We start from the raw sequence: 18,529 nt of genomic DNA, 5'->3' as shown, positions 1-18,529 counted from the left end.
TACCCAACATCAGTATAAGTATAAATGTTTTTGATTGCTGCTAACTATCTGAGTAGACTGGTGACTAAATATTGCACTAACATCAAGCTTTATTGAAGCCATTATTGCAGTAAATCTCAAAATCAAAGGAAGTTTGATGGAACAAGACATGTTAAATAAAACTATTGGCCGATATGAAATAAAGGAAATGATTGGCGAGGGCGCAATGTCAAAGGTATATCGCGCTTACGATCCCGAAATTAACCGCTCATTGGCATTTAAAGTACTTAAAGAAGATCATTGTGTTGATGAAGAGTACCTATCTAGGTTTTTAAGAGAAGCAAAAGCGGCAGGTGCGCTTTCTCATTCTGGCATTGTGACCGTTTTTGATGTGGGTAAGTTAGATAATGCTCCCTATATAATGATGGAACTTTTGGAAGGAAGTGATTTAGGTGAAGTACTTAAAAACAATCACAAACTTACTCTAAAACAAACACTTATTATCGCTTTACAATTAGCTAAATCATTAGATTATGCCCATAAAACTGGCATTGTGCATCGCGATATTAAACCTGACAACATTATCGTAATGCCAGATGGAGAGTCCATTAAAGTCGCAGACTTTGGTATTGCAAGGATGAATGAAAATGAAGAAGCACAAAAAACTCAGGTGGGCTCGGTATTAGGAACACCGCGCTATATGTCACCTGAACAGGCATTGGGAAAAGCGGTTGATGGCCGCTCAGATCTTTTTTCAGTGGGTAGTATTATGTACGAAATGCTCAGTGGTAAAAAAGCATTTGATGCGGCAAACATGGCCAACCTTATGATCCAAATAGCGCAACAACAACCCGAGCCACTAAAATCTTTGTGCCCAGAAGTACCAGCAGGGGTACGTCAGATCATTCAAAAATTGCTGCAAAAATCTCCCGATAAAAGATTTCAAACTGGGAGTAAATTAGCCGAAGCCTTGACCAAAGAATTGAGTACTTTAAATGATCAACAATTAGAACAAAAAAAGCAAAAATATATCCCACTAAAAATCCGTTGGACCTTATCTGTTGGCGCTATAGTTGGCTTGGTTTCTTTTATCAGTATCAACATTGTATTTAATATGCAATCCAAAGCAATGACTAAACAAGCCGTGGACTCAGGTGCCGCTTTTGCAAAATTCATCTCCACAGAAACGGCCATTCCTATCCTAAGTGAAGACTGGATCACCTTGGATTCCTTTATAGGCGATGCCGCCAACAGGGATACTTTCTCCTACCTTATTGTGACGGATAGAGAAGGAGTGGTACGGGGAGCCAGTGACAACAGCTTGGTAGGAAAAATGTATCAGCCAGATGAAAATGCTGAGTTAATAAGTAAAACTAATGACGTGTACACCACTAGCTCTAACACTGCTGAAGATAGGAAAGTATTTAATATTAAAACCCCCGTGCTATTTCAAAAAACCGAAGTGGGACAGATAATATTAGGCTTATCTCAAGATGGTTTAGATGAAGTTAAAAGCATCACAGGTTGGTTGATGTTTATACTTGCATTAATTACCACCTCTGCCGTTGCTGTGGTTATGTTTATTTTTGGTGGCATGATTGCCCGTCCATTTAAAGTTCTTAATCAATCGTTATCGAGCTTTGCAGCGGGAAATTACGATACGCGGATATCCCTTACTCGTAACGACGAAATAGGCAGCGTATTTGATGGTTTTAACAATATGGCTGCGGAAATTCAGGACAGATATACCAAGGTTTCCGATGAACTCGCCCAAACTGGGATCAATAAAACCAAAGTGACAGTTCAAACCAATATCAGCAATGTTATACCCCCAGATAACGGAGCTGCATTAACTGATACTGATGAAACTATCATTGCAAATACGCAAATAGAGCCTGTTAGTCAAGCTGCAGCTAAGTCTCAATCCAAAAGCAAAGCAAATACTCCCAAAAAACCAGCAACAGAACAACAGGATATCAATACAGATGAAACGATTCTTGTTGTCAGTCAAAAAAGTAAAAAAGCACAGTCAGATGATGTAAAAAATTCAAGCAAAACTAAGAGCGCAAAACATTGAAAGCTTTATCTTTAATGATTTTAGCAGTGCTTATAATAACAGGTTGCGCATCAAGTCAACGCCATGAGCTTGCAAGCAATGACGACTTTGTAATTGTACAAGCAGGAAGTAGCGACACCTACGCATCACTGGCGCAACAATATCTAGGCAGTAAAAAGTATGCGGAGGTTCTGCAGCGATATAACCCGCAAACATCCCAACTAGCAGGCCGTTATGTGGCTATTCCTCGCCAAGTGATAAATCAGTCGGGTGTGTATAGTAACGGCTATCAACAAATTCCTGTTCTTTGTTATCACCAGTTTACTACCCACTCTACCAGTAAAAACAAGATGGTAGTGACTCGAGCAGAATTTGAGAGGCAAATGAACTACCTAGCATCAAATGGTTATCAAGTGATTTCTTTAGATGAGTTAGGCAGTTTCATTAAAGGCGAAAAAGAGGTGCCCATAAAGTCTGTGGTGATTACCATAGACGATGGTTACAAAAGCTATTTGGACATTGCCTATCCCATTTTGAAAAAGCATAAGTTTCATTCCACAATGTTCATTTACCCCGAATTTATAGGCGCTCCCTCGGCTCTAAAATGGCGAGATGTGAAAGATCTAAGCCAAGCACCTTTAGTTGATATTCAGTCTCATTCCAACACTCATGACAGTTTGTCACCATTGCCTAGTGGAGAGTCGAGTGAAGATTATTTACAGCGTTTGAAGTTTGAAGTTGAGGATGCAGACAAAATTATATCTAAAAGGACAAATCATACTATCCATCATTTTGCCTACCCATATGGAAACAGTAGTTTGCAAGTCATTGAGTTACTCGAAAAGAATGATTACCAATTAGCCGTCACTGTGCACAAAGGCAGCAACCCAGCATTTTCCGCCCCCCTATTACTACACAGAACCATGATATACGGTGGTGATAGCCTTAATACTTTCAAAAAAAGTCTTAATACTTTTAGTTCAATGGCTCTTAAATGATAAAACCAATAATCTATGCTTCATTGTTAATTTGTTGTTCTTGTAGCACTAGCTTTGTGGTAACCAACACATTTTTAGAGCAACGAAGTCCCGTTGCCATCTCTTTAGAAGAGCAACAACGATACGCCGACGCGTTAACACAATGGAAAATATTGGCGTTAACTTATCCTGAAGACGAGGCAGTAAACTCTCATGTTAAACGGCTCGAATCTTTAATTTCTGCCCGAGTATCTAAGCAATTTAGGGTATTAAAAAAAGCCCAAGGGGCCAACAATAAAAAATTACAACACCAGCTATATTTGAAAATCTTAGCCTTAGAACCGAACAATAAAATAGCCATGCAAGAGTTGAGAAAGTTTGAATGGCAAGATGTCATTAAACAGGCCAGTTCAAAAACGGCTAACATCAAGAAGTATTTTGTTAAGTCGCAACAAGAAGCTAACGATTCAATTTTGCTATCGAGGTACCTTGAGCAGGGTAAGCAGTTTACACATCAGAAAAACTATCAAGAACTGTTGCAGCTTGCGGATAAATTTGAAAAAGACTTTCCTGCACAGCAGCACCCAAACAATTATCGAACTTTTGCATTTTTTCAGTTAGCTGAGCGTTATCAAAAACAAAAAAGCCATGAAAAGGCGATAGAATATTACCAAAAGGCTTTAGATATCGCTGCTCTTCAAGGTAAATCATTACCAAATGCTCAAAAAAGTAGGGATAGTCTCTCAAAGTCAACAGCAAACAAGTACCTAAAAATAGCCAATTCGCTGCTTAAAACAGATTTAGATGCAGCCATCGAAAATGCCGCGCTTTCTTTAAAGTATCAACCTAACAATGTTAAGGCCCGTACATTTATGAAACGGGCCTTAATAGTTAAAAAGAATCTTAATAGAATTAGAGGGATTAAAGTTAATCTTGATTAATATTTTTTAATTTTTCTTTGAGTTCCAAGGCTTGTGCTCTATACAGTTGAGCGCTTGAATGATCTGGATTGACCTCCAAAACCTTGTCCCATTTTTCAATCGCAAAATCCAACTCTTGACGGCGATAAGCAGAAGAGGCTTCTCTATGATATTGGTCGGAAATTTCTTTCTGTAGAACCAGCATTTCTTCCATCACCGCTTCATTAGATTCATCTAAGTCGTACGCCAACCTAAAGCTCTCAAAGGCTTCAAGCTGTGATTCAATGTGTAAGTTTAAATGGCCCGCTGCGGCGAAATATGAGGCAGCCAGAATGTTATCTGTTTCGGCAATTTCTTGTGCACGATTAACGTAAGCAGCGATAGCCAAAACAGTTGTATCTTTATCAAAATTTCCAAATGCCTCAAGGGCAATGACCTTTTCAACCGCTGTGGCGTAATCTTTATTATTCATTGTATCTTGAAGCATTCCTAGCACTGATTCCGCCGTTTCTACTGGGGCTTCTATAACCACTTCAGGGAGTTCCGACTCGTCCGTCTGTTCTGCTAATTCAGTTGTTACCTCTGCAACAACTGGCACATCAATGGGCGCTGGGTTTAATTTTGCTGTTTCTAAGGCATTTTCTTTATCAAGTTGCGCTTGGGCACTCGCTGTCAAAGGCACCTTAATCTCTTGCCCAATATTTACACGACTCGGATTAGTAATATCATTGTACTTAGCCAATGCGTAAAATTTTAACGCTGAGCCTAAGTATGTTTTAGCGAGCGTAGATAGACTGGTACCAGAGGTTAAATTGACCGTAAAATAATCGGCAGGAAAGTATTGCTCAGAATCAGTAGAAATTTGTGCAATCAGTTTTTTTGCGCTTTTACTTCTAGGTATGGCCACCAAGTAGGCTTTCAATTCGGCCAAAGCCTGCCCTTCTTCACCGTTTTCGAGCTTTTCAATCGCCTTTCTAAAACGCTGCTTAGGAACTAAACCTGGCTCGGCCGTGAATTTTTGTTTGCTGACCTTTAGTGGCGTATTGTTTTCAACGGATTTTCCATTATCTACAGCGCATCCCGATACTAGCAACCCAACAGTCAAAAAGGTTGCCGAAATTATTAAATTACGATCCATATAACTAATCATTTTAAAGCCTCAAAATAAAGAAATGCTAGCTAATTCGTTGATTTCCTAGCACCAAGCAGTGTAATACAATAGTTATGAACTAGCATATTTTTCTATACTTTTTTTATACAATTGTAATGCCTGACTTTGATCGTCTTGAGATTCTTTGATACTTGCCATTAACCTTAAGTCTTCCTGGCGATTACCAAGTTTGATCGCTTTACTCAGCGCTTTCTCAGCTAATACTTTATCGTTAGCATTGTTCGCAATATGACCCAAAGCGGATAACAGTTCCACATTTAAGTCGTCTTTCTTCAACCACGTCTCGAGCTTTTTGATTGCGGCAGCTGGGTTGGGCAGTTTAATTTGCTTAAACAAAGGTACAAGCAGGGGATGAGGGGCTGACGACTGATATTCTACTAACGCATGCTCGGCATCGGCATGCATACCTTGCTCAATAAGCTGCTGAATATAAGCAGCTTGTTGCGCGGGATCTTTACGTGTAGATCTTGGCAAGGTTTGCCAATTTTGTTTCAGCTGGGTGGCGCCTTCTTTACTGGCAATTTCAGAAAAACTGCCCTTTGAGGCTTGCTGCATTATGGCGGCATAATCATCACCTAATACTTTTTTCCAACCTTTTAATTTATCCTTTAGCTCTTGCCATTTACCTGCTTGACCTAGCGCTTGGGCCCAGAGTTTCACTACGGGAGCTTGTCCTTGTTGCTTTTCGCTTAATGCTTGAATCAACACTAGGGCTTCACTTGCTTGATGCTGCTGTAGGGCATCCCTAATTAAGCACAAATTTGCGGCCAGTGCTGCTTTGTCGTAGGTTGTTGCCATACGCCAATAACCTCTGGCTTGTTGCGGTTGACCTAGGTGCAATTCTGCTTCAGCAGCGGCTAACAGATTAATCCCATCGAAGTCTTCATTCTCAATTTTTTTGAAGTGATCTCTGGCTACTAGATACTGGGTTTCAGCCAAGGCAATTAACCCTGCGGTAAAAGCTTTTTGTTTCTTACGGTTACCCCAATTACCAATCCAGTTCTTTGAGCCCGAAGCTGCGGCTAAAGTAGCTTTTACGCCTAAATTGAAAAACATTAAGCCAACAAAAATAGCGATTAAGGATAAGCTAAGTGACCAGACATTCATCTCAACTACCCAGCCATTAAATTCCACCAGCACGTAACCACTGTTATCAAACACCATGGCCGCAACGACTACAGTAATTAACAAGATAACTAAGACTACAAAAATTCTAATTACCTGGCTCATAACTAGTGATTCCCATTTACAAAACGAGCATCTAAGCGTTGTTCGATGACATCTTGTAGTAACGGAGCGGCATTAAGCTGCTGAGGATAAGCCCGTTCAAAATTCGTTTGTTGTAAATTTCCTAAGCTTGCGGTGAATTGGATCACTCTGTCATTATTCGTATCAAAATACTCAATTAACAAAGCCAAGGCGGATTGCAATGACTGTTGGTACAGGGTTGCATTTTCTTGCAACACTGAGGCTTGGGCTTGCTGCAAGGCAAATTTGAGTTGTTGTTTAGACAACCACTGTTGTTGCTGTGACATAAAAGGTTGTATTTCGGTGGTCACTCTGGAAACACTAAAGAAATTCTTAGTGAAGTTTTGCCAATTACGGGCCAAATTTGAGCGCCAGTCGTCTATAGAGCCTGTCACCCCTTCATCTTTTTCTGGGGCTGGTGGTTTTTTATAAAAGGCCAGCGGTAAGGTATCGACCTGCTTAAACATCGCCCCTAAAGATAACGCAATAGAGCTAATAGACACTTGATTAACTTGTTGTAATGCTTGGATGTCATCTGCCACACTACTGCGAATTGGCAGTAAACTTGGATCGCCTAAATCTTCAATTCGACTATCGGCTGATTGCAACATCATAATAGCCGTTTTTACGTCATGCTCTAACCACAACTTACGACCTGCCATACGCACTAAATAATCTGCTTCAGCGAGTAACCAGTCAGCGGGCCTTCGCCCCGACACATCGGCTAAATTTTGTTGGTTAGCTTGCACTTGTGCATTCAAGTTTTGCAGGCTGGTTTGTAGCGCTTGGTTTTGTGCTTCTAGATTATTTTTTGTTAGTTGATTAGACGCTATTGATAAATCAACATTGTTTTTTTGCCGATCAATGTTGATTTGTTGGGCAGCTATCGCTTCAGCATGCTTTTGGTTTTGGGTTTGCCATTGCAACCAAGCCCAATAACCCGCTGCAATAAGAGCCCCTAAAACCAAACAATTAATAATAGTGAAAAACCATAGCAGCCCGGTTTTAGTGTTGGGATCAGGAGCTGGCTTATTAGATGAGGTAAATCCTGTACTTTTATTACTGGACTTGTTCGCCGCTGTGGCGCTAGGTTTTACCGGCTGCTTCTTGATACCTTTGTCCTCAGACTCAGCGGTCTGTTTTGGCTTTGCCACTGGCTTTTGAGCTTTATCTTTAGCTATTTGTTTTTCCAACTCCTCCAGCTTTTTTTCATCTGATGGGGTTAATTTGTCCTGATTATCTGCCATTTATTGCTCCGAAGAATGTCTTGCGCCGCTAAGCCATTGCTGCGCGCATTGAATAAGGGCCAGATCACTGGCATCACGGCTAATCTCTATTTGCGTCGCCCCTTGCTTAGATGCGATTTCGGCGGTCCGCTCACTCACTACTATCCAGTTTAGCGTTTTAAGCCAGCTTGTATCAAAATAATCAAAGGCGGCCTGAATAACCTCACCACTAGTGGCAATAATGCAACGAATTTGCTTCGCTTGCCAGTCTTGTGTAGACACCGGGTGCGCTACTCTAACTCGTTTATACACCTCCCACTCTGCCACATGTGCGCCTCGAGATACTAAGCTATCTCTTAATAACTCCCTGCCCCCGTACCCTTTCATAATGACAATACTTTGCTGTTTAACTTGCTTCAGCATTGTAAGGGCCAATAATCCCTCGGTTCTGGGCTGCTGTGGCACAATCACATTAACTCCCGCATCTATTAATATATCTGCGGTACTGTTACCTACGGCAAAAAAGCACACATTTTGCGGCCATTGATTTTTCATCAAGACACATTGTTTGGCTGCAACTGTACTGGTCACAATAACGTAGTGACTTTTGGCTATAGAGCTATGCAACTTGGCTATTTTTGATGTGAGTTGACCAATAGCGTCATCATCCACAACGGTATCAATCAAACCGCAAGCCACTACAGGCAATCCTGCCTGTTTAAAGGCTGCTGCGCTCTTTTGGCATTTGGATTGCGGCCTAAGCAGTAAAAATGTCACGAGATTAACTGTTTTGCAACGCGCTAAGGATCTGCTGTGCCCCTTGAGCAAGCAATGCATCAGCAACCTGTTCACCTAGTTGTACGGCATTTTCTACCTTATCTGAATGCGCGGCATGCAACATGACTTTTCCGTCAACTGAGCCTACCAAACCCCGTAAAGTCAGCTGCTGACCATTTAACTCTGCAAAACTACCAATAGGCACTTGGCAACCGCCATTTAGCTTAGCATTCATTGCTCGCTCTGCCGTCACTCTAGTGGCAGTTTCGAGATGATTAAGTGGCGCTAACAAATTGATTAAATCGGTATCGTCATTGCGACACTCAATACCCACAGCGCCCTGTCCGACTGCTGGTAGCGATAATTCTGCTGGGATCTCGGTTTGGATCCGCTGTTGCATACCCAAACGAATTAACCCTGCTGCAGCAAGTATAATGGCATCGTAGTCGCCAGCATCTAACTTAGCCAAACGAGTATTGACATTACCACGCAAATCTTTGATCACTAAGTCGGGTCTGGCTTTGCGTATTTGACACTGACGCCTCAAGCTGGATGTGCCTACCACAGCGTTTTGCGGTAACTCTTCGATAGATTTGAAATGATTAGACACAAAGGCATCAAAAGGATTTTCACGCTCACAAATAGCATGTAACCCAAAGCCATCAGGAAAAGCGACAGGCACATCTTTCATAGAATGCACCGCAATATCAGCGCGGTTCTCGGCCATGGCCACTTCTAGCTCTTTGATAAACAAACCCTTACCGCCAATTTTTGCTAAAGGCGTATCGAGAATTTTGTCACCTTGAGTGCTCATAGGCACTAATTCTACTTGTATATGAGGGTGGGCGTTAAGTAACGCCGCTTTAACGTATTCGGCTTGCCATAAGGCTAAGGCACTCTTGCGCGTGGCGATACGGATAATGCGTGTAGACATGAAGTTTCCAAAACAAAATATAGACTATAGATATTACCAGAGTCGCAGCAGCTCGGCTAAAGACTAATTTCGAGTACAGGTAAAAAGCGTCCAGGAATGCTACCTGATTTAATTTCTCCCACTTTTTCTGCACCGTTAGCACTATAAAAATCCTCTGCATAAGGATCACTATGCAGCCTCATACTTATCGCACCATGCTCTTTTGCTGTCGCTTTAGCAAAGTTTAGTAAAAACTTACCCAATCCTTGACCAATAAAATCTGGATCTACAAACAGAGCTTCGAGCTCAACCTTAGCATGGCGTAAAAAGTGAAGAGCACAAAAACCAGCAATTCTGTGGTCTTGCACTGCAACCATAAAACAATAATTTGATGATTGAATCTGACTTTTACTGTAAGTTAATTCAGCTTTACAATTCGCCAAAAATTCTGAGTCATACCCCCAATATCCTTTAGAGCGTAATGCTAGATCACTAAGAATTGGCGCTTCTTCAGATTTGGCATTACGAATAATAGCGGCGATAATTAAATTTCCTACTAAAGAACTGCAACTTTGCTAGGTTCAACCGCCAATATGCCAAACTCGGCTTTCAGAGAATCAATAAACTTTCGGCGTTTCACTAGCCATTGATTAAATTGTTTGATGACTTTGGGATGCCTTAAAGTGGAAAGATGGTAATAATAATTTTCTGTTGCAACATTTTGATTAATTACAAGTTTCTCGTTGATACCTAACTTTTTTAACCCGTCGTGTGCTACTGCAAGATCAAGATCTAAGCCATCAACTAAACCATTAACGAGATGTTTTACCAATATTTTAGAGCTGGCATCTTCATAGATAGAGACCTTACCTTGTTCAATTTGGTTTATCCAAAGCGTAGGGTAAAAGCCGGTGATAGTGCCAATGTTGCGAAAAAACGCTTCATTTTTATGCTGATTTTTAGCTAAAACCAAAGTGCCCGCAGTCAAAGCAACTATACCTTCACTAAAATGTACTTTTTGTTTTTGAGGAGTATTAGGAGCCTGCCACCTAACATTGTCGGGAAACTTAAAATCAATATTTTCTTGGTGCAACCATTTAGGAAATTGCTTTATAGGTAATGGTAGGTAGCTTATTTGGTGTCCACTGTCCTTAGCGAACTGGTCAAACAGAGCTTTTGAGAAGCTAGTATTACCAGATGAAAAATCGAAATAAGGATAATAACTTACGTCTTCTACACCTATTACAAAAGTATCGGCTTGAGCAGCCTTACTCAGGCTACAACAAACAATACAACAGTAAATACTACGTAAAATGACGTTATTAATTTTCAATACCAATACTACCCTGTCGAATAAGGATTTGAATTAATCCCCATAGCTGTATCTAAAAATGTGACCTTTGCAAGTTTAAGCGATCTTAACCTTTTTCTTTTTTTTATTCTAATGCCTAAAGGTTATTCAGAGAGGCTCACTTCAAAATGATGAGTAATTAACATTAAATCTCCTTGCCACACTTGTACTTGCCATTTACCTTGCCAGTAACTCGGCACTCTTTTACTCGAATAAGTGCGCCAGCTATCGCCACCAACATTCAAAGTCACTGCCGCTTTTTCTTCACCTTCATGCAACCATCTATGGGTAATCTGTTGATTAGTCAAGCCCGTAACTTGGGTGAAAAAATACACAGATTTAACTTGATCCTGTTGGATCTCTACTATGCCCTCAAGGTTATCGGTAGGTTCTCGATTTTCAATAGCACTAGTCAGCTGACTGCGCTCAACCTGTGCACTAGCAAACTGGCTAAATCCACTTATCATCACCATTAGAATAAACACAATCTTTTTCATCACGCGCCCCAAGAATGGATTTTAAAAAGCTATTTTGCACTTTTTTGAAGAAAAAAGAAGCGCGAATTGGGTGGCATAGGAAACCTGAATCAACTCGCTCACAGAGCAACTACATAGAGACGCTTACGCAAAATCCGCTGGGGCATTCTGAGTGGTCACTTAGTTATGTGGTTTGGTATTACAAAATTTGACTATAAAAGCTTTGAGTTACCTGCCAGCTAAGTTTTTGTAGCGCTAAAGCCGTTTCTTTATCAAGGGTAGCGTGATAAATGAGCCCCTCAGGAGAGCGTTGATATAAGACCGAGTAAAAAACACTGGCTGCCAAATAGGTACCGGCTGCACTTGGGTGTTTCCAATCTTTGCGATAAGTGAGACTTTGAGTATCGTCAATTCCCAGTACATCTGGAACAAACAGTTCAATGTTACCAAGCTGCTCTTCAGCTTGAGCAAACGCCAAACCAACAGGTACGACTAGTATCTTTAATTTATTCGCCAATTTGGTGTAGGCATTGGCAATATTTTCGCTCATTTTAGGCTGTCCTTTATAGCCCCATGTCATAAACAGTATAGGTTGCATGCCCTTAGCTAAAATTTGTTGTACTGCGTGAGTCGTTGAACCTATGAATCGACTCATCTTCTTGGGGTGAATCGACTCATTGCTATGGCCTTGTAAAACCACAGCTTGCCAATTGTCCGACGGGCTATTTATCAAGTAGGTTAGGTCCGCACTGTGTTGATAAATATGTCCTCCAGATAAGGTTGATAAACGTAGTTTATTTTTCTTAATTTTCCAGTCACCCGAAGAGCGGATCAACCCCCCTAAATGATTATGAATACCATTGTTATAAAAACTAAAACTATTACCGATAAACAGTAACCTAGTTGGTTTTGTTGTAGGGGGTACTATCGGCATCACAACATTACTAAAAGTGGGTTTTGGATCTGCCAGAGATTGTTTTGCATCAACAGCGGCGTTCGCAACTAAAGTCCATCCAAATAAAAAACCGAACGGAATAAGGATTATTTTTTTGCAAATATTCATTACAAAAACACCATGGGCGCTAACCAAATTGAGACGATTGATAGTAATAACATGCCAGTTAAGTTTAAAACCGCACCGGCTTTAACCATCTGCGGAATATTAATCAGACCCGATGCAAAAACAATGGCATTGGGAGGCGTAGCAACTGGTAACATAAATGCACAACTGGCCGCCAAGGTGATAGGAATACACAATAGCAAAGGTGAGACGCCTAGTTCTAAGGCAACTGCGGCGACCACAGGTAGGAATGTCGCTGCGGTGGCAACGTTACTGGTCAGTTCAGTGAGAAATATCACTAAACCGGTAGCCGCAATCACTAAGGTAAAAATCCCCAATGCACCAAGGGGCGTTAAGCTACTACCTAACCATGCTGCAAGACCAGAAGACGACACAGCAGCGGCTAAACTCAGGCCACCACCAAATAATATCAATACGCCCCAAGGCAAGCGGTTAACGTCATGCCAAATCATAATTTGCGGTTGTTTTTTATCGCCGCTGGGCAATAAAAATAACAACAAAGCCGCTGACATCACTATGCCTGTATCACTTAAAAAGTCTATTTCTAGCATCTTAGAAATCGGTCTTCTTATGATCCAGAATATAACCACTAATACAAAAATCACCGCCACCCGTTTTTCGGCTGAAGTCATTTTACCTAGGCTATCTTTTAATTCTGCCAAATGTTTATTTACTTCTACATTAGCGGGAATATCTATTTTAAATGTCCAACGGGTTAGCGATAACCAGGCCAAAGGCAACATTACTAACATCACAGGTACACCCACCAGCATCCAACTAGCAAAGGTAATTTTAATATCATAGTTTTCATTTAAAAACGCAGCTAAAAGGGCATTAGGCGGTGTACCGACTAAGGTGGCTAACCCACCAATGGTAGCGGCATAGGCCAAACCAAGTAGCATAGCGACCTGAAAAGACTTGGTTTGTTCATGACTCAAATGGGTATTGTTGTCTGCAATCACTCTGGCAACCGATAGCGCAATAGGCATTAGCATCATAGTGGTAGAGGTATTGGTCATCCACATGGATAACAGTGCCGCAACCAACATAAAACCACCAATTAAACGACTGCCGTCGGTGCCTGTGTAAGCCAAAATGCCTAGGGCGATGCGCTTGTGCAAATCCCATCTTTCGACCGCTAAGGCGAGTATAAATGCGCCTAAAAACAAATATATGATGGGATTAGCATACGAAGCCGTGGCTTCGGCTAGGGTGTTGATCCCTAAAAACGGGAAGGTCACTATGGGTAAAAATGCGGTTACTGGAACAGGTACCGCTTCGGTTGCCCACCAAATGGCCATCCATAAACCTACAGCCGCTACTCGCCATGCTGCTGGATCCATAGTGGTTTGCGAGCCGCCGAATAACATCATCAAAACAAAGATTGCCGGCCCCATGACTAGACCTATGTCTTGGTAGCGCCCACGCTCTTGATCGGTAATATCTGGTAAGTTATTACTCATTTTACTGCCTTATTGAAAATTTTAACTGAGACCAGATGCAACTAAACAATCTGGTCTCATTGTGGATACGCCTAGAAGTAGGCTTTCAGATCTAGATAGTAACTTCTACCGTAATCTCGGTGGGCGTCGGCGAAATAGCCGAAGTAACGATCAGCCAGTGGCGCTCTTTCATCAGTTAAGTTTCTCACCCCAAAGCGGACTCTAGTGCGAGTATCCATAAGATCGAAACGGTATGATAATGTTGCGCTATAGGTGGTCATAGACGGAATGATGTACATTGTGCCGTCATCAAGTGTTAACGAGCTTTGGTAAAAACTGCCAATGTAGTTACCACCAAATGAAGCACTCCAATCTCCTTCACGCCAGTTTATTTTAAAGTTGTAGCGAGTATCTTGATTACCATCTCGTCCTACGAGATCGGCAAATCCGTCAATCGGAAAACTGGGAGGAATGAGTCCGGATTCAGCGGCTTCAACCAAAATGGCCGCATCGCCGCCGGCTTCTTGTTCAAACTTATCAAGAAAAGATCCGTTAAACTTAAATTTGAAATTACCCAAATCAGTGGCTAAATCATAATAAACACCAATATCATGGCCTTTGACAATTCTGCGATCCAAATTTGCATATTTATCATTAATAAATTCAATGTCGCCAGCCGGGCAAAGGCCTGCAGCCAAATAGATGGCCTCTTCGTCACTTCCAGCTTCTATGTCACTACGTACCACCTGAGGATTAACATCACAGCTGGCACCGCTTTGCAGACGTCTAACAAGATCTATCAAGGTATGGTTTTCTTCACCAAACAAACCAATAGTGTTTTCTTTGTCTATTGACCAGTAATCCACTGTGATAGTCAGATCATCTGTGGGCGTGAGCACCAGTCCAAATGAAGTGTTTTCCGATTCCTCTGGCTTAAGGAACTCACTGCCTTCGGCAATACGCTGCGTAGAATTAACACAATCAATAGTATCCTGATCTGGATCACCGCCATTTTCAGCTGCATAGACGCAGGTCCAGTCAGTTCGGGTATTGTTTCTTGCTACTATATCTTCGTTAACGGTGACGAGATTAGGTGCTCTGAACGCCTCGGACCAAGAGCCTCGAACAAGCGCCCACTCTGCGGGGCGATAACCAAAAGCGACTTTTCCTACTGTGGTATTGCCCACATCGGAAAAATCTTCATAACGTATTGCCAGTTGCACATCTAGGTTATCCAAAACTGGCAGTTGTAACTCGGTAAACAAAGAAGTGACTTGACGATCGCCGGCGTTGTCTGGCGTAGGACTGGAGTTGACCACATCGGACACAAAGGGGTAGGTATCCCCTTCTTTATCGGTAAACACAATAGTGCCATCCAATCGAGGGTCCCTGTCATCGACAAAGGATTCATCACGCCATTCAAAACCTAGTAATAGAGCGGCAGTGCCGCCGGGCAATTCAAATAAATCGGTATTGGACGCTTTAAAGTCAAATAAGGTGATTTCGGTCTTGCTGACTCGAGTCACATCAATAAGCGCCCGCTCGATATTGGAGCCAATACCGCCGCTAAAGGCGTTGTACGCATCTGGAGTAGGATCGTTCAAGGCCTCTTGCATCAAGGTATTGGATACTCTATTGCGCGTGATGTCGGTCTTTTCTGCCTCTGAATGTAACAAGGCGGTATCCCAGTACCAATCGCCCCAATCACCTCGAAAGCCTTGTAGGAATCGATAGGAATCGCCGTCGTTGTCGACTATGCGTGGAAATTCAGCAAAGCGGTAGTTATCTAATACGATATCAAAGCCTGCTTCAGGAAAATCGCCGGTCAGTTCTGCGGGTAATCGATTCACTGAACCTAAAGCACCAAAGGGGTTGTAATAATTTTCAGCCCCTACTACCAGCTCCGATGAACCCAGTGCCGCAGAAGCATGACGCACCATAGAGGTTTTTGACTGATAATAGGAAAACTCAGTAAAGGATTCCACCCCATTTTCAAACTCATGATTCATAAACACAAATAAGTTGTTGCGCTGCAAGTCCGAGCGCAAGTCACGCCCAATCCCATTATGTGAATTGTAGTTAAGGCGATAAAAACCGTTACCAGCTCCTGGGTCATCTTTTATGCCGCAAGTGTACTCATTTAACTGATAACCTTGGGAGCAGCGTGGATCGCTAAGAGGGTAAACATGAAATTCACCGCCCGAGTCCACCAGGTTATTGTTGTCTAGATCACCTTCATTGCCGGGGATGATGTCAAATTTGCCAAATAAGGCGTTGGCCGTGTCATTTCTAAAATCTGTCTCATCGGCCCAAGGGGAACCTTCAGGTAAACGGCCACGAAAATCTGAATTTGCCCAACGTTCATCATCTAAAGAGCTGACCCTGTCTCTGTCGTAAAAATTGAAAAAGGCACTAACATTGGTTCTGCCATCGTTAAAGTTTTTACCCATTTCAAAGGTAATAGTATTGTTTGCCGCAGGAAGGTGTTGATATTCACCGCGTTTAATCCGTACATTAAAACCTTCAAAATCGGTTTTTAATACGTGATTGACCACACCGGCCACCGCATCAGCCCCATAAATAGCGGAGGCACCATCTCTAAGCACTTCGACCCTTTCCAATCCCGCCACTGGGATGGTATTGGAGTTAACCGAATTAACAGGGACAAAACTGCCTCCCACTTCTTCAGTCTGGTAAGACGCCGCATTTACCAATCGCCTGCCATTAAGCAGCACTAAGGTATTGCCTGTACCCAAGTTGCGTAAGTTAAAGGCTCCAATATCACCTCGCGCTGAATTCACGCCACCACTAATATTCTCCGCTTCACTTAAAAAGTTTTGACCATTTTCTGGGATTAAGTCCAACAGTTGGTCACCTGAATCCACACCCAATTCAGCAATATCCTGAGCACTGATGACAGAAACTGCCAACGCCTCACTCATTTGCCCACCGCGAATTTGCGTCCCTACAACTTGAATTTTTTCGACTTCTTTCTCGTCGGCATTCTCAGTAGCAGCGTCTTGAGCAAAAGAAGACATGGAAAAAATGGAAGCTAAAGTAATTGATAGTAGGGTGGGGGTAAATCGATGGTTCTTATTTTGCTTAGCTATGGGTGTCATATGTTTACCTCGGTGCGTGAATTGTTTTTCTTTCATTGTAAACGCGCGATAAACAAAAAACCCCTACTGCCGTTTACAAAAATAAATGGTACAAGAATATTTGTTAAACAAAATGCTGAATAATAGGTAGGCTTAAGCCTACAAAAATAAGCCCGATAGTTAAAGAATAAGCCCACGCGGGGCTAGCTAACGATTGCGGCATATCAGGCCGAGAAACAACCCTAGGCAATTGCACTGGAAAAGGCACTACTTTGGATTTTTCTAACATATGCTCCATGCCTTTTATACAGGCGCTTTTTGCCCATAACTCCGACAGCTCCATATAGGCATGTTGATGTGCAGGTTCGGCTTGTAGCCATACATAAAAAGCGATGTGTTGGCTTTCAGGCAAGTCATTTGAATCGAGTTTCGCCAACCAATTTGCAGCCTGCTCAAGCACAAGCTCAGACACTTCATGGCCTGACCATTCTTCAATATTCATACAGCTTTACCTGACAATATCTTGGCATCGTTTTGATTCGCTTTGTTCACAAAATTCCTGCATAAAATCAGTCCTTTCGCCAAATGGCTTTCAACTGTTTTGGTTGAAATACCCAGTATAGCAGCGATTTCACTGTGGCTTTTTGCATGTATTTTTCGTTGCACAAAAACCTGTCGACATACAGGCGGGAGATGATTGATCGCACTCAGTAATAACGCTTCTTGATCCTTCTTCATCAGTTCAAACTCTGAGCTTTGCGTCATTGCAGACCCATTCTCGGCCATTAAGTCACCGCTTTTTTGGCAATGCAGCTTAACGACTTTGTGATGTCTAAGACTGGTTATGGCTAAGTTTTTAACCATAGAATATAGCAAAGGTTGCAAAGCCATAAATTGCGCTAACGGGTGCGACTTATCAGGATTTTTATTTACCAATAAATAAATTTTCAGGTAGGCTTCTTGCAAGATTTCCTCGGCTTCTGCCAAACCGACCATCTTTACCAACACAGCCAACTGCTGTGCCTTAGTTTGGGCAATAAACTTCTTTAAGGCATTTTCGATACTTAGAAAACCGTCTTCCTGCATAATAGATTGCCCTATAGCTAAAAATTACCCTGAACTGAATTCGGAACAACTAGCTTAATTTATCCTGTAACCAAGCTGAAATATCGTTTAACTGTTGATTACACACATTATGCTGCATAGGGTATTCATGCCAAGTTACTTGGTAACTATTACTCTCTAACACTTTAAATGCAGCATTACCCATAAAAATTGGCACCACGTCATCATGAGTACCATGAGCAATAAAAATAGGTGTGTGTTTATTGGCATCATGGGCAGCTTCACCGAGTTTTTCCGGTTCACTCATGTAGCTAGACATTGACATAATTCCCGCTAAAGAATGCTCTAAACGCGTGCCCAAATTTAACGCTATGACGCCACCTTGTGAAAACCCAGCAAGAACGATTTTATTAGCAGGCACACCGTTGGCGACTTCCTGCTCAATGAGCGCTTTGACGAAAGTTGAAGATTCATTGACACCCTGGCTGTCGGCTCTGTGGTTAAAATCTAGGCTAGTGATATCGTACCAAGCGCGCATTGTCATGCCATTATTAATTGTCACTGGGCGTATAGGCGCATGGGGGAACACAAATCGAATCCCCAATTCTTCGGGTAGCTTTAATTCAGGCACTATAGGCGCAAATCCGTTGCCGGAGTCTCCTAACCCATGCAGCCAAATGACCGTGGCTTTAATGTTACTTTTTGGGTTAACTTCAACATAGGGTAGCGCTGATGAACTCATTGGATAG

The 18,529-nt window shown here is 42.0% G+C and carries 17 protein-coding genes; 3 read left to right on the top strand and 14 right to left on the bottom strand.

Features of this window, described 5'->3' with window-relative positions; all coding sequences use genetic code 11:
* The first annotated feature begins 148 nt into the window (after positions 1–148).
* The 3 genes from Q0688_RS09290 to Q0688_RS09280 are packed head-to-tail and all read left to right on the top strand — an operon-like array spanning position 149 to position 3,953.
* Positions 149–2,056, top strand: coding sequence for a protein kinase (locus Q0688_RS09290; protein WP_299075075.1), 1,908 nt, complete (start codon positions 149–151; stop codon positions 2,054–2,056).
* Positions 2,053–3,033 carry a polysaccharide deacetylase family protein gene (locus tag Q0688_RS09285; RefSeq protein WP_299075073.1) on the top strand — a complete coding sequence of 327 codons (981 nt, stop codon included), beginning with the start codon at positions 2,053–2,055 and terminating at the stop codon, positions 3,031–3,033. Before Q0688_RS09290 ends, Q0688_RS09285 begins: the two co-directional genes overlap by 4 nt.
* Positions 3,030–3,953 (top strand): hypothetical protein, encoded by a 924-nt coding sequence (locus Q0688_RS09280; protein WP_299075071.1) that lies wholly within the window; start codon positions 3,030–3,032, stop codon positions 3,951–3,953. Before Q0688_RS09285 ends, Q0688_RS09280 begins: the two co-directional genes overlap by 4 nt.
* Here Q0688_RS09280 and Q0688_RS09275 read toward each other — a convergent pair.
* The 14 genes from Q0688_RS09275 to Q0688_RS09210 all read right to left on the bottom strand — a co-directional run bounded on the left by Q0688_RS09275 (position 3,940) and on the right by Q0688_RS09210 (position 18,522).
* A complete protein-coding gene (locus Q0688_RS09275; RefSeq protein WP_299075069.1) occupies positions 3,940–5,070 on the bottom strand; it encodes a hypothetical protein in 1,131 nt (376 codons plus the stop codon). The genes Q0688_RS09280 and Q0688_RS09275 overlap by 14 nt on opposite strands.
* Positions 5,071–5,154: 84 nt before the next feature.
* Entirely contained in the window at positions 5,155–6,333 is a 1,179-nt protein-coding gene (locus Q0688_RS09270) for a heme biosynthesis HemY N-terminal domain-containing protein (protein ID WP_299075067.1), read from the bottom strand.
* Between the two features lie 2 nt (positions 6,334–6,335).
* Positions 6,336–7,598 (bottom strand): uroporphyrinogen-III C-methyltransferase, encoded by a 1,263-nt coding sequence (locus tag Q0688_RS09265; RefSeq protein ID WP_299075065.1) that lies wholly within the window; start codon positions 7,596–7,598, stop codon positions 6,336–6,338.
* Positions 7,599–8,354, bottom strand: coding sequence for a uroporphyrinogen-III synthase (locus Q0688_RS09260; RefSeq protein WP_299075064.1), 756 nt, complete (start codon positions 8,352–8,354; stop codon positions 7,599–7,601). It lies immediately after the preceding gene.
* 4 nt (positions 8,355–8,358) lie between these two features.
* A complete protein-coding gene (gene hemC / locus Q0688_RS09255; RefSeq protein ID WP_299075063.1) occupies positions 8,359–9,288 on the bottom strand; it encodes a hydroxymethylbilane synthase in 930 nt (309 codons plus the stop codon).
* Between the two features lie 56 nt (positions 9,289–9,344).
* Positions 9,345–9,710, bottom strand: coding sequence for a GNAT family N-acetyltransferase (locus Q0688_RS09250; protein WP_299075062.1), 366 nt, complete (start codon positions 9,708–9,710; stop codon positions 9,345–9,347).
* A gap of 113 nt (positions 9,711–9,823) precedes the next feature.
* A complete protein-coding gene (locus Q0688_RS09245) occupies positions 9,824–10,600 on the bottom strand; it encodes a hypothetical protein (RefSeq protein ID WP_299075061.1) in 777 nt (258 codons plus the stop codon).
* Between the two features lie 122 nt (positions 10,601–10,722).
* On the bottom strand, positions 10,723–11,115 hold the full coding sequence (locus Q0688_RS09240; RefSeq protein WP_299075060.1) for a DUF2914 domain-containing protein: 393 nt from the start codon (positions 11,113–11,115) through the stop codon (positions 10,723–10,725).
* Between the two features lie 178 nt (positions 11,116–11,293).
* Entirely contained in the window at positions 11,294–12,157 is an 864-nt protein-coding gene (locus Q0688_RS09235; protein ID WP_299075059.1) for a hypothetical protein, read from the bottom strand.
* A complete protein-coding gene (locus tag Q0688_RS09230; RefSeq protein ID WP_299075058.1) occupies positions 12,157–13,638 on the bottom strand; it encodes a DASS family sodium-coupled anion symporter in 1,482 nt (493 codons plus the stop codon). Before Q0688_RS09230 ends, Q0688_RS09235 begins: the two co-directional genes overlap by 1 nt.
* Before the next feature lie 71 nt (positions 13,639–13,709).
* Complete coding sequence (locus Q0688_RS09225; protein WP_299075057.1) at positions 13,710–16,772, bottom strand: TonB-dependent receptor; 3,063 nt, start codon at positions 16,770–16,772, stop codon at positions 13,710–13,712.
* Between the two features lie 67 nt (positions 16,773–16,839).
* Complete coding sequence (locus Q0688_RS09220; RefSeq protein ID WP_299075056.1) at positions 16,840–17,217, bottom strand: DUF4880 domain-containing protein; 378 nt, start codon at positions 17,215–17,217, stop codon at positions 16,840–16,842.
* Positions 17,214–17,801, bottom strand: coding sequence for a sigma-70 family RNA polymerase sigma factor (locus Q0688_RS09215; protein WP_299075055.1), 588 nt, complete (start codon positions 17,799–17,801; stop codon positions 17,214–17,216). The genes Q0688_RS09220 and Q0688_RS09215 overlap by 4 nt, the downstream gene beginning before the upstream one ends.
* A 49-nt stretch (positions 17,802–17,850) precedes the next feature.
* A complete protein-coding gene (locus tag Q0688_RS09210) occupies positions 17,851–18,522 on the bottom strand; it encodes an alpha/beta hydrolase-fold protein (protein ID WP_299075054.1) in 672 nt (223 codons plus the stop codon).
* Between the last annotated feature and the right edge of the window lie 7 nt (positions 18,523–18,529).

It is taken from the genome of uncultured Paraglaciecola sp. (assembly GCF_937123705.1).
Lineage (GTDB): Bacteria > Pseudomonadota > Gammaproteobacteria > Enterobacterales > Alteromonadaceae > Paraglaciecola.
Note: the sequence above shows the minus strand (reverse complement) of the source record. Positions and strands in the feature narration are given on the sequence as shown.

Bases quoted from the DNA above. Each gene is read 5' to 3' on its own strand.
- Q0688_RS09275 (WP_299075069.1), bottom strand. From the start codon at position 5,070: ATGGATCGTAATTTAATAATTTCGGCAACCTTTTTGACTGTTGGGTTG.
- Q0688_RS09290 (WP_299075075.1), top strand. From the start codon at position 149: ATGTTAAATAAAACTATTGGCCGATATGAAATAAAGGAAATGATTGGC.
- Q0688_RS09265 (WP_299075065.1), bottom strand. From the start codon at position 7,598: ATGGCAGATAATCAGGACAAATTAACCCCATCAGATGAAAAAAAGCTG.
- Q0688_RS09225 (WP_299075057.1), bottom strand. From the start codon at position 16,772: ATGAAAGAAAAACAATTCACGCACCGAGGTAAACATATGACACCCATA.
- Q0688_RS09280 (WP_299075071.1), top strand. From the start codon at position 3,030: ATGATAAAACCAATAATCTATGCTTCATTGTTAATTTGTTGTTCTTGT.
- Q0688_RS09240 (WP_299075060.1), bottom strand. From the start codon at position 11,115: ATGAAAAAGATTGTGTTTATTCTAATGGTGATGATAAGTGGATTTAGC.
- Q0688_RS09220 (WP_299075056.1), bottom strand. From the start codon at position 17,217: ATGAATATTGAAGAATGGTCAGGCCATGAAGTGTCTGAGCTTGTGCTT.
- Q0688_RS09210 (WP_299075054.1), bottom strand. From the start codon at position 18,522: ATGAGTTCATCAGCGCTACCCTATGTTGAAGTTAACCCAAAAAGTAAC.
- hemC (WP_299075063.1), bottom strand. From the start codon at position 9,288: ATGTCTACACGCATTATCCGTATCGCCACGCGCAAGAGTGCCTTAGCC.
- Q0688_RS09215 (WP_299075055.1), bottom strand. From the start codon at position 17,801: ATGCAGGAAGACGGTTTTCTAAGTATCGAAAATGCCTTAAAGAAGTTT.
- Q0688_RS09235 (WP_299075059.1), bottom strand. From the start codon at position 12,157: ATGAATATTTGCAAAAAAATAATCCTTATTCCGTTCGGTTTTTTATTT.
- Q0688_RS09230 (WP_299075058.1), bottom strand. From the start codon at position 13,638: ATGAGTAATAACTTACCAGATATTACCGATCAAGAGCGTGGGCGCTAC.
- Q0688_RS09270 (WP_299075067.1), bottom strand. From the start codon at position 6,333: ATGAGCCAGGTAATTAGAATTTTTGTAGTCTTAGTTATCTTGTTAATT.